The 12,504-nt window shown below is 43.3% G+C and carries 10 protein-coding genes; 2 read left to right on the top strand and 8 right to left on the bottom strand.

Features of this window, described 5'->3' with window-relative positions:
* Nucleotides 1-17: 17 nt before the first annotated feature.
* The 3 genes from GF401_14570 to GF401_14560 all read right to left on the bottom strand — a co-directional run bounded on the left by GF401_14570 (nt 18) and on the right by GF401_14560 (nt 3,312).
* Nucleotides 18-1,157 (bottom strand): diguanylate cyclase, encoded by a 1,140-nt coding sequence (locus GF401_14570; protein ID MBD3346276.1) that lies wholly within the window; start codon nt 1,155-1,157, stop codon nt 18-20.
* A gap of 136 nt (nt 1,158-1,293) precedes the next feature.
* Nucleotides 1,294-2,055 (bottom strand): hypothetical protein, encoded by a 762-nt coding sequence (locus GF401_14565; protein MBD3346275.1) that lies wholly within the window; start codon nt 2,053-2,055, stop codon nt 1,294-1,296.
* A gap of 84 nt (nt 2,056-2,139) precedes the next feature.
* Nucleotides 2,140-3,312, bottom strand: coding sequence for a DNA polymerase IV (locus GF401_14560; GenBank protein ID MBD3346274.1), 1,173 nt, complete (start codon nt 3,310-3,312; stop codon nt 2,140-2,142).
* Between the two features lie 248 nt (nt 3,313-3,560).
* Here GF401_14560 and GF401_14555 point away from each other — a divergent pair, with 248 nt between their 5' ends.
* Entirely contained in the window at nt 3,561-4,124 is a 564-nt protein-coding gene (locus GF401_14555) for a hypothetical protein (GenBank protein MBD3346273.1), read from the top strand.
* Nucleotides 4,125-4,197: 73 nt separating this feature from the next.
* Here the strand turns inward: GF401_14555 and GF401_14550 are convergent, their stop codons facing one another.
* Nucleotides 4,198-6,651: a response regulator gene (locus GF401_14550; protein ID MBD3346272.1), complete on the bottom strand. Its 2,454-nt coding sequence runs from the start codon at nt 6,649-6,651 to the stop codon at nt 4,198-4,200.
* Between the two features lie 128 nt (nt 6,652-6,779).
* A complete protein-coding gene (locus tag GF401_14545) occupies nt 6,780-8,108 on the bottom strand; it encodes an ATP-dependent 6-phosphofructokinase (GenBank protein ID MBD3346271.1) in 1,329 nt (442 codons plus the stop codon).
* Nucleotides 8,109-8,188: 80 nt separating this feature from the next.
* On the opposite strand from GF401_14545, the gene GF401_14540 reads away from it, so the two are divergent.
* On the top strand, nt 8,189-9,949 hold the full coding sequence (locus GF401_14540) for a hypothetical protein (GenBank protein MBD3346270.1): 1,761 nt from the start codon (nt 8,189-8,191) through the stop codon (nt 9,947-9,949).
* A gap of 11 nt (nt 9,950-9,960) precedes the next feature.
* On the opposite strand, the gene GF401_14535 is transcribed toward GF401_14540, so the two are convergent.
* Genes GF401_14535 through GF401_14525 form a run of 3 tightly spaced genes read right to left on the bottom strand, consistent with a single transcriptional unit; the run spans nt 9,961 to nt 12,323 of the window.
* Nucleotides 9,961-10,509, bottom strand: a complete 549-nt coding sequence (locus GF401_14535) for a hypothetical protein (protein ID MBD3346269.1) — start codon at nt 10,507-10,509, stop codon at nt 9,961-9,963.
* Nucleotides 10,510-10,511: 2 nt separating this feature from the next.
* Entirely contained in the window at nt 10,512-11,183 is a 672-nt protein-coding gene (gene pyrE / locus GF401_14530) for an orotate phosphoribosyltransferase (GenBank protein ID MBD3346268.1), read from the bottom strand.
* Between the two features lie 48 nt (nt 11,184-11,231).
* A complete protein-coding gene (locus GF401_14525; protein ID MBD3346267.1) occupies nt 11,232-12,323 on the bottom strand; it encodes a glycosyltransferase in 1,092 nt (363 codons plus the stop codon).
* Between the last annotated feature and the right edge of the window lie 181 nt (nt 12,324-12,504).

Below are 12,504 nucleotides of genomic sequence, written 5' to 3'. Positions count from 1 at the left end.
CGGATTTCCTGATTGCACTAAAACGAAATTCTCGAACGCCCGCCTTTTTTTGAACGATACATGGCCTCATCGGCACGCTTCAACAGACTGACTTCATCTTCTTCCGGCGCAGCCTGAGCTATGCCGATAGAAAGGCTCGTTTTGCCGAATTGAAAGGATCCAAACTGCTTACTGATACGTTTTGCCACCACCTGAGCCTGGTGTTTATCGGTATCGGGAAGCAATACTACAAATTCATCGCCACCATACCGGTAGCCGGTATCGATATCCTTCCGAATGCAGACATTGATAACCTGAGCAAGAGATTTAAGCACCTGGTCACCCATCTGGTGACCTTCGGTATCGTTGAAATCCTTGAAGTGGTCGATGTCCATTAACATAAGAGAAAGGGAACGGTCAGGATTTCGTCTGAATCGCGCCAGTTCTTTTTTGATCTGGCCGTAAAAGTGACGAGTATTGAAAAGCTCAGTCAAACTGTCGGTTACCGCCAGTTTTTCCAGAAGCTCGTTTTTCTTGACCAATTCAAGTTCGAGCTTTTTCTTTTCGGTTATATCCTTTGCAGTAACCACCATACCGATAATGCGGCCGCTTTCATCTTTCATTTCCGAAATACTGAGATTCAGATGAATTATTTCCCCATCCCGGGTTTTCATCGGAATTTCTTCATTAACCGATTTTCCCGATCGAAGGACCGAATCCATGATTTTTCTTTCACCGGCCTCATTAACAAAAAGCTGACTGAAAGGTTTTCCGACAATCTCTTCCTGAGTATAACCGAAATGAATCTGAGAGCCCTTGTTAAATTTTAGGATAAGTCCTTCAGAATCGATGGTAAAGATTATATCGGTTGAATCCTGAAGAATACTCTCAAAATATTTTGCGATATTCTGATATCGTCTTGTTGTTACCCCTGCTTTTTCGATCCTTCTTGCATATTCAAGCAAAAAACCGGTAAACCACTCCAGCATTAACAGAAGCCAGACTACCGACAATGCAAAGACAAGAATATGGGTAAAGGGAGTCCGAACCCAGAGTATACCGGAAACAAAAAATGCGCACAGAATCACCAGGCCAGAAATAAGCCAGAAAACTCTTTGTTTTACCGAAAGACCTTTGTCGTTGTTTTTGTTATATGAAAATTTTAAAAGCTTTACCACAATAATCGTGCCTTGAAAGACTGTGTCGATTGCAAGACTTCTAAATATAAGTTCTTGTCGACACTCATATTACATACTATATAAATAGTATAACAGTTGCCGATGATAGTCTACAAAAGAATTTACCAGTATAGATTTACATACCGATTTTTCGTACCTGAAGAGGAATTCGCTGGGTAATATCATAGCTTTCAAACCGCTTTTGAGGCCCCTCTGGTACCGAAGCGACACAGGAAACCGGAAGAATTTCTCTGTATTTTTCAAGAAACTTATCTGCATAGGCTTTCCATACCCCATCGAAAGAGCCACCCGAAAAATGTTTGAGAACAATAGCATCGGTAACAATAATTTTATGGGTATTTCTTATCTGCATGCAAATATCAAGATCATAAAAATGAAACTGATTAAAGGTAACATCATCAAACCTGATCTCATCAAACAAGCTCCGTCTGACAGCCATGAAGAGACCATCAACAGCAACCACTTCGATATCACCGTCAATCCAGGAATAGACGGTCAGGACACATTGTTCGCCCTTTTGATGGGTAACTTTGCCGTGAATAAAAGGACGTCCTGCAGCAACCCATCCGGGCTTGTCGGCAAAGAGATACTGTGTGCCCGCAACTCCAATACAGCCGAGCGTTTCATCCTGAGCAAATTTGCTTTCGATAATTTTGCCCCATTCCGGGTGAAGCATAAAAACATCTTCATGCATAAATACGCAAATATCGCCCTGAGCATATTCAAGCCCTCTATTATACGCTGAACAGAGATTGTATTTGTTGCAGGTGTTATCGATCCTGATATATTCGTTGGAACACCCAATCGTTTCTTTTACGTTGGATTCATGATCTTTCCAATCAGGCGGTTTTCTTGAACAGACAATACAGCTAATCATATTTTACGCTTCCATACTTACTAATGGCGATACAGCAAAGTTTTTCTTTTAATTATCGGTTATATACCTCAGAAAGTAAATAATCTATTCGATTTCACCGGCAAGAAAGATCGATTTTTTCCCAAACCGTACATTAAGCCGGTCCATTGCATTCTCCGATGCTTCCCATGCCGCTTCACGTTGCTTGTTAGAAAAGAGATCCATTTGACCTGCACCTGTCAGGTTGGTTAATCCTGTACCGATCAATCGCAGAGCGTCTGTCTTTTGTTTTAACTCCGGCAACAAAGGGACAAGAGATGAAAAAATATCCCGGGTTAAATTTGTCGGCCTTGAGAGCGTTATGCGTCGGGTATGTTTCGAGAAATCGGGCATTCGATAAATTAAAACGACGCTTTTGCCGGTAATACCATACTTTCGGGCTCGTCTGCCCACATCCCTGGATAATGCCAGAAGGATTCTTTTCCATTCATCTACATCCCTGCAATCCCGGGCAAAAGTGTGTTCTCGTGATACGGATTTGACTCCCTCCTGCTCACTAACCGGACGACTGTCGACACCTCGCGCCAGATCGTAGAGAGTAACCCCCATTTTGCCGAATCGTTTATTCAGGCACTGAAGTGAAAGATTTTGCAGATCGCCGATTTGTTGAATTCCCATTCGGGCAAAAACCTCTTGGGTCTTTTTGCCGACACCCCAGACTCGGCTCACCGGAAGTGGCGCAAGCCAGGATTCAATTTCATTTATCTCAAAGGGAGTTACTGTAATACCATCGGGTTTATCCATATCCGAAGCCAATTTGGCGAGAAATTTATTCGGGGCCACACCTATCGATGCCGTCAAATGCTGCTCTTTTTTGATCTTGCAAGAAATTTTTTGTGCCGTTTCCAGAGGGTTTCCCCACAAACGTTGGGTGCCGGTAATATCCAGAAAAGCTTCATCAACCGAAATCTGCTCGATGATCGGTGAAAAAGACCTGAGAATTGCCATGATTTCCCGGGATGATTGTGCATAGACATGCATGCGCGGTCTGAGGTAAATACCATGGGGACAACGGCGAAACGCCTGATTAATCGGCATTGCCGAATGAACACCATATTTCCTGGCTTCATAGCTGGCGGCAGATACCACTCCCCTGGTACCGGGTCTGGCCCCTACAATAACCGGCTTACCACGATAGGATGGATTGTCTCGCTGCTCCACCGAACAAAAAAACGCATCCATATCCACATGAAAGATTGTTCGATGATGTGACATCATTGATAAAAAATCCTTTTTGGATATGGAACAGACACTGCTCAAAAAATATGATAGATGCCGGATATAAAAGCAAAAGCGATCGAAAATTGTCAGGAAATGTATTTAACTTGATGTGTTCTTTATTACTCTCGGCGGTAATAAATTAATTTTAATTCTTTATGAATTCTTTTTTCCATCACACCATACCCCTGTTTCCCGGGAAAGCTTTAAAAAACGATGCGTTTTTTTTATACGGAGCAACCCGGGGATTGCCCTATGTGCACGCCTATTTGCAGGAAACTGTTGAAGTCGTTCACGGACCGTCATGCAAATCGGAAATTGAAATTTTTTCGCGGAGATGCTTTGATGACTGTGTGCCAATAGTCAAGCGCCGCGGAGGAGGGGGAACGGTTGTTTTATCGCCCGGGATGGTAATTATCCTGATTGTCGGGAAAAGAACAAAGGGGCTCTCGATCCGGGATACCTACTCACAGATACATCGTCCGATAATTTCTCTTATAAAGGAAGCGACAGGCCTTGAATTGCAAGAGATGGGGATCAGTGATCTTGCTGTGGACAACAAAAAGATACTCGGCAGTTCCCTGTACCTGACCCAGAACCCCTTTTTCTATTACTACCAATCTTCTCTTTTAGTCGATCCCGATTGCAGCTTAATAGAAAAATATCTTAAACATCCGCCCCGGGAACCGGACTATCGAAAAGGACGGCCCCATCATGATTTTTGTATCTCACTGAAAGATTTGGGCAGTTCACTTGGGTCTGAGGAAATTCTTTCGATTCTCAATAATAAGCTCAGGGATAAAATCGCCTGATTCCAATTCGCGGCACAGTTCTGATTTCCTGAACATTATCAATCAATTTTACCTTTTCAGCTTTCGGCTTTCCCTATCCTGCTTTGAGTATTTCAGAAATCATCTGCGACAACTCGGTAGCTTCAAAGGGTTTTTGAATAAAACCGGAAATTCCTCTGGTGACTATTTTTTGCGTATCTTCTGCAATACTGTAACCGGTTGCTATGATGACTTTAATGGCGGGATCAATTTTCTTGAGTTCTCTGAAACAATCAAAGCCGGCCATTCCGGGCATGATCATGTCGATAATAGCCAAATCGATATCACTGTAGTGTTTTGAATAATATTCAACAGCTTCCCTGCCGTCATTGCATGTGGTGACAGCATATCCCATATCAGAAAGTATTTCTCTGGAAACATCCCGAACAACTTCTTCATCATCAACAACAAGTATTTTTCCCTTTCCTTTTATTATATCTTCGGAACGTTTTTTAATTTCCGCCACTTTTAATGGCCCCTTAACTGCAGGAAAATAGGTTTTGATGCAGGTTCCTTTATTCAGGACCGATTCAACTTCGATATAGCCGTTATGACTCTTCACGCAACCGTACACGCCAGCCAGACCGAGTCCGGTACCTTTTCCCGACTCTTTTGTTGTAAAAAAGGGCTCGAACATCCGTGCCCTGGTTTCTTCATCCATCCCGGCTCCCGTATCACTGATTGTCAGGAACAGATAATTACCCGGTTCCATTCGATACACTTTCCTGTTTGCATGATCTAAATCTATATAAGCATCGTCGGTCCTGACGATCAGGTCGCCCCCCTCCGGCATGGCGTCACGGGAATTAAGACACATATTCAAGACCGCATTCTGGACCTGGGATGGATCTCCTCTGATAACAGGAGATTGAGCATTCAATTCGGTATTTATTACGATCCGTTTATCGATTGTACGACTCAGTAATTTTATGACACTCTCAATAATTTCATGGATATTGATATCCAGTAACTGGTACTTGCCTTTACGGGCAAATGCGAGAAGTTGACTGGTGAGTTCGGCTCCCCGGTCCGAGGCCTGGATTATCGGATCAATATACCGCTGCAACCTTTCATCGCTCTCGCCATATTTCCGCTTAATCAGATTGGCAAAGCCCGAAATTCCCGAGAGCAAATTATTAAAATCGTGAGCCACACCTCCTGCAAGCAGACCTATTGCCTCCATTTTTTTCGAATGACGGTACTGTTCCGCGAGCTTCCTTTTTTCATCCAGCTCTTTTATTTGTGAAGCAAATTTTAAAACAAGTGAGCATTGTACCGAAAAAATCTCATACATTGCGATATTTTCTACTATTGAAGATCTGAAGAGCACAATTGCACCCGCTGGTCGATCCTTATAAATAATGGGGAACGAGACAATCTGCTTTATCTTCTCACTGCCCTGAAATTCGGGGGCAACTTTCTCGCCGAAGAGTTCTTTTACCGAATGATAAATTAAATATTTTTTGCTGTATATTTGCTGTTTCAGTCGCATTCGCTCCGAAAGGAGATATGATTGATTCAGTTGAATCGGCAATTTGTCAATAATGACTCCTGTCGAGCCACCGCTCTTTGACAAGGCGCGCACATGATACTCGGTTCCGGAATCGTTAAACATAGTAATTGCAACAAAAAGTGATTCGGAAATCTCCCGCGCGTAGCTGCAAACACTTTGAAAAAGAGATTCTTCATCACAGGTGCCTGTCAGCCGTTTCAGGCTTAATCCGATTTTTTCCCATCGATCCCGCTCATCAAGCACTTGTTTAATACTGAAAATACGGCCAAATCTTTGTATGCCGTAAAAAGTAAAGGCACAGAACAGGGCGATACTCAGGCATCCAGCCCGCGGTAAATCATGGTAGGCTGAACTGAAGCGGATAATATTTGCAGGAAAAATTATTGCCAGAGAAAATAGCGCGCCACAACCTACGAAAAATGCCTCGGAACGAATTTTCTTCAATGAGTTTATTATAAGCTTCACACCAGGTATCAATGCAACAGCAATAATCATGAGCGCATAGAGTGCAAAGGCCATTCCGGAGTCATAATAATAGTCATAGGTTCCTTTAATGAACGACCGATACATAAAGGATGGATATATCATGGAAATCAGGAAGATACTTGTCGATATGCTTACCAGAACATATTGAACAATTTTTTCCTTTTTATACTTTTTTTCTTTAGAAACCGAAGCGTTATAAACGCTGATCAACATATGAAAGGTAAAGCTGGGGATAAATAACCAAAGCGGAGAAATGACTATTACAAATCTTTTCAGTGATTCCGTCTCGAACCACGGAATCATTACTGCAGCCAGAGAATCTTTTATAGACCAGAGAAGGATTCCGAAAAGAAAAAGCGCAAAAGCTCTGGAGGGCTTTGAATAGTAAAATCTCCGGCTGAGAAAAAGGACAAAAGCACTACTGTACAGTGCAGTAAACACCATAACAAAATAGTAGTAATGAGTGATAAAAATGTCCATAAAAAACCACGGATGTGATAATTTCGCCAAATAAAATCCATTATATTATATCTGTTTACAATTAAAAATGCAAGGGTTTAAATTAAAGAATTTTTACGTGGAATTACTCTGCTTCTCCGACACTTCAAGAGGAACTTTAAAATGCTGCCATGGCTACGCTAAGCCGGATTTTTCATCAATGCGGGCTGGCCGGTAGCCTCGATAACATCACGCCATAACGAGCTTTCCGGATCCACATGTTTTCTCTTTGCCACTGCAATTTTCGTGGGAATATGAACAAAATGGTTATTGACCATGCTGATAAGCATATCGGTTTTGCCGACCATTGCGGCATGAGCGGCATTGTTGCCCAGCCGTGCACAATAAAGCGAATCGCTGGAATTGGCCGGAGCACTTCTGATTATATAGCTCGGATCGATATAGCGCATCGTAATGGGAATATTCTTGTCTTTAAAATGATCTGCTATTTTATTCTTGAGAAAAAGCCCGATATCACCGAGTTTTTTATTTCCCGACACATCGGTTTTCCCCGTATCAGGCATCAGATCGGTCCCGGCGCCTTCCGCAACAAGAATCAGGGCATGCTTCCTCAATTCCAGGCGTCTCTCCAGGTGATGCAAAAGACCATTCCCACCTTCAAGATCAAAAGGAACTTCGGGGATAAGAATGAAGTTGACATCATTAATGGCAAGTGCAGTATATGCGGCGATAAAACCCGATTCCCGTCCCATGACTTTCACGATACTTACGCCGTTTGGTGCATCGTGGGCCTCAACATGGGCTGCCGATACAACCGTTTCTGCGACCGTTACCGCGGTATCAAATCCGAAAGAGCGCTGGATAAAACTGAAATCATTATCGATTGTTTTAGGGATGCCGACCATGGCGATTTTGTACCCCCGCCCCCTGGCTTCCTCAGCAATACTCAGAGCTCCACGTTGAGTGCCGTCACCGCCAATGGTGAATAAAATATTCAGATTCATTCTTTCGATTGAGTCGACAATCTCTGATGTCAGGTCTCCATATCCCCGGGATGATCCCAGGATTGTACCACCCTTTTGATGAATATCTTCTACCAGCGATGGATTCAAATCCATGGGAGGCATTCTGAACTCTGGAAGGAACCCCCGGTAACCGTACCGGATACCCGAAATTCGCCTGACCCCGTAGCGATACCATAAGCACATAACAATGGCCCTGATAACATCATTAAGCCCCGGACATAATCCCCCGCATGTAACAATGCCCGCATTTACTTTTGAGGGATCAAAATAGATATGCTCCCGGGGTCCGGCACGTTCCATGCATTCTTCAGGCTCGAATTCGTATCTTATATTATCCGAATCAACCTCAATATTATAAAGGACACGCATGTTATCGGTAACATAATTGGCAACAAAATCTCCCCTGTGTTTTGAAAGGCTCACCGGTGAAATAATTCGGGGAACACCTATTTTTGATATTGAAAAATCATACTTTTCATCCATGGTGTGCTCCAATCTGCGAGGAAAATGGGCTATATTTCCGATCAACTATGGATTAAAATATATTTTTAAACCATAAGAAAATGATTATGAGCAAATTCTATCGTCGTTTATCCGGAAATTCAAGCATGATTTCAAGAGTAGTGCTTGGTATAGCGCTATTCATTGTGCATTGCGCCCATCAGGTACCACCCTCCGGAGGCGAGCCCGACACCACTCCGCCGAGTATTAAGACCACCTCCCCGGCTTCCGGTTCCGTGAGTCACGCTCCAACTAAGGCGATAACCCTTACCTTTAATGAATGGATCGAACCTAAGAGTGCCGAAAAAAGCATTACGCTGTTTCCTCCTCTTGACGATGGAATTACTGTTAAAGTCAGAGGAAAAAACCTTCAAATAGTGCCGGAAAACACCTTTGCCGAATCAACGACCTATCATATCGAACTCAATAATACCCTGAAAGATCTCCACGGTAACTCACTAGGAACACCATTCCATTTTGTTTTTTCCACCGGCGCAAGCCTGGACAGCGGCAGAATAACAGGATGCGTTATTGATCCCCGGAAAAAAATTCTACAACCCAAAGTCGCCCTGATTCGCTGGAACAGCGATACAATCGCCGACAGCATGCTCTTTGAAAAACCGAGTTATCTGACACAAACCGACAGTACCGGTAATTTCGTATTTGATCACATTTCCGAAGGTCCCTATGTTCTTCTTGCCTATCTCGACCAGAATAACGACAACCGTCTGCAGCCCGGTAAGGAACAGGCCTACGCATCATCCGAAAGAAAAATAAAAATCGGCACCAGGCCTCTGCTTGTAATGCTGTTCCCTGCTGTTTCCGATACCGCGGCGATCCGGGTTAAATCACTGAGCCCTATTTCAGAAATGTACCTCATTGGGACTTTTTCGGATTCTTCAGCTCTTTACAATAAAAAGCTTTTTTCGAAATGGACAATCAGCGCCTACGATAAGTCTGATATGGGATTGACGATCGATACAATTTTATTACTGCACCATTCCAACCGTTTTGTACTCCAGCTCGAAAATCCTATGGAACAAACCGGATACGACTTGATATATCCGCAAACACAATTGCTGCATACACCGGACAATGATTCGCTGCGATTTGATACACTTCGTTTTAACGGCTTTGCTGCAGAAGATACTATGGCTCCAAAAGTCACCTTTTTCGCACCCCGCTCTCCTGCAGATCTTAATCCACGCATTGTTATAGCCGGCTCCGAACCGATCAGGTGCGATTCTGTTGAATGGTTTATCACCGACACCACCGGCGATACAATTTTGGTCAGGTGTGATTCGGGTTATGGTGATACAGTCGTTTTCATACCCCAACGATCACTTGGTTGCAGCCGTGATTACTCATTTTCCATTCCCTGGGAATTCTTTGTCGATCTCGTGGGCAACAAAGCGTCTTTTCCCCATGACACGCTGGAAAACTTAAAAGGAACATTTTCCACGATCGATTGCGACAACCTCTGCATAAGCCTCTCGGGTCAGGGAAAATGTCTTCACCATAATCCGGATCGATGGTGGGTGTTTACATCGTTCAGCAGTAAAAAATCTTATTATGCAAAAGATGAAAACGGCGGTTTTGCCTTCGATTCGCTGCTTGCCGGAGATGGCTCTTTTGCATTTTTTGAGGATTTAAACAGTGATTCGCTCCCGAACCGCGGCCGTCTAACCCCCTGGAGTGCACCCGAACCCTACATTCCCTTTTATGACACGGTTGAAGCTCGTGCCCGGTGGGATATCGAAGGCATCGAAGTACCGGCATGTGATCTCTGTAAGCGCTTTGAGGTGCCGACACAGGGAGAATAATAGAGAATTGGCTATTTTATACTTCTCAAATCGGCGGCGTCGACAACCATAGCGGCCCGTCCGAGCCCCTCGACGGTAAGAACCAGTTTGTGAACATTCTGGATTTTGGCAACGACCCCCGTTACACCGCGTAAGGGACCGCTTTTTATCTGGACAACATCACCGGTCACAAAGGTCTCCACCGGTTCCAAAGGAGCATTTTCTTCCAGACACCGGTAAATCTGCCCCAGTTCTTTGATAAGCCGTTTCTGATGTTTGACTTCGATGATCTTCACCACCCGGCCGGTCTTGAAAATATCCTGCTGAAACCCCGGAGGTGCGGTGTACGAAATATAACCCGGAAACAGAGGAAGCACCGACTTGCGGGGCTTGTTGTTGTCTTTCCGCCGCACTGTTTTTGTGTAAAAGGGAAGGTAATATTCTATATCCCGTTTGATACAATCCACGGCCAGTGCCTTTTCCTGGCGAGGCCTCAGTTTGGCAATCCACCAGGGATCAGTTGCACCGGCAATAGGACGCTCAGGATAACGGGCAGGGGGATTGTCTCCAACTCGTTTCATACTCAGGCTCCATATTGTTTGCGGTAAGCATCGATCTTGTTTTTCATGGTATCATCAACAATTACGGTACCGTTGACTTCTCTTTTATAGAGATGGCCGACGATTTCATCAAGCGTAACAATCGCACAGGCTTTCATGCCAAAGGTCTCGGATATACTCTTTAGTGCAGCCGTACCGTTTGGACCCTTTTCCTGACGGTCGACCGAAACAATCAATCCTGCCGCACTGATCGATGCCGCGCCTGTCAGAAGCGGCATGGTCTCCCTGATCGATGTCCCGGCAGTGGTGACATCTTCGATAATAAGCACCCGGTCGCCGTTCTGAAGTTTATGGCCGACCAACGAACCGCCCTCGCCATGATCCTTGGCTTCCTTGCGGTTAAAACAGAAAGCCACATCATGGCCAAAATTTTTATAGAGCGAAATTGATGCCGTAATTGCCAGGGGAATCCCCTTGTACGCCGGACCAAATACAACATCAAAATCATCCATAACGTTATTTCTGATCGCTTCGGCATAAAAAGAACCCAATTGAGCGATCTGACTGCCGGTCCGGTAATTGCCGGTGTTAATAAAATACGGGGTGTTCCTTCCACTCTTGGTAACAAAATCACCAAAAAGCAAAACACCCGACTGAATCATGAATTCGATGAAGTCCTGTTTGTATTGTTGCATAATAAATTGAATAACCCTCTGGTTTTTGAATGTTGAACTTAATGGAATTTATTCTATTAAGGAGATGTAAAACCGATTGTAATTCCCGGTCAATTCTTTATGAGAATATCGTTTTGACTGGTTTATGCATGTTTGTGAAATGTCATGATAAAAATCCGGATCCTCAGTAAGCCGTTTAATATGAGAAAATATATCGACCTTTTTCCCCGGTTCTATGAACAGTGGATAATCGGGATAATCCTGAAAAAGCTCTCTGTGAGGAGGAATGTCGCTCAAAATTGTTGGAATCCCCATGCTTATAGCTTCAACAGCTGCCAGGGGAAACCCCTCCCATAAGGAAGAGGATATGAAAAAATCCGTTTCGGCAATTACGTTTTTAATATCCAAAACGGGATTTCGAATAAAAACTTTCTTCTTTTCTTCCTGTTCAATGATATTCATTAAATAATCGAACAATTCTCCGGAACCATAGATATTCAATTCCATTTCAACGTCATTTTTTAGAAAATCCATTGATTTAATTAAAAATTCCTGTCCCTTTTGCTTGCTTAAGCTGCCGATGTTCAACAATTTTATTGTTCTTCCTGACGACAAAGCTTTTGGCGCCGGAGTACCGATATCAAAACTGGGAGAATTATATATTGTTACGATTTTTCTCCCTGCATACATCCTGTTTTTAATACAGTTATTTTTTGCGCTTTCAGAAACCGCAATTATTTTTTTTGCGAACAGGGAAGTCGCTAATCCCGTGAGTTTCTCTTTTTTGCCTCTGAAGGGCCTCATGTTATGAATTGTACATGTACTGGTTCGCCGTGCCAAAAAGGCCGCTATTTGAACCGGTAAATCTGTTTTAAGAAGATGGGAGTGTACGATATCGGGTTTATTACTTTTAATATATTTAAAACACTCAAATATCTGAACGAGCAGCGGTTTATTGAGTATATCGAGACAGACTACCTCGATGTTTTCGACATCATACTTTTCTCTCAGCTTTTGTTTGTTTTCGAGTATAATTACCCTGAAGTCGTATCTCTTTTCATTATTGTTTAGATTTCTGCATATATTGAGCAGGAGTGTTTCCGCTCCCCCTATTTCGATATTATTAATGAAATGAAATATTTTTATTTTTCTATCGTGCATCTATTATAGTTACTCCCTACAGGTGTGCCTTGTAATCAACAGATATCCAACACTCTTGTCCAAAATAGAACGCTAATGACGCTAATAAAGCCGGCATCCGCTGATTTGGAAAGCTCTGCATATTCAATGGAGATGGAAAATGCCCTTCACCTTTCTCGAATAACAACATGCCGGCCGAATG

This window comes from Chitinivibrionales bacterium, from assembly GCA_014728215.1.
GTDB lineage: Bacteria > Fibrobacterota > Chitinivibrionia > Chitinivibrionales > WJKA01 > WJKA01.
The sequence above is the reverse complement of the archived record's forward strand: the minus strand, read 5'-3'. Positions and strand labels throughout refer to the sequence as shown.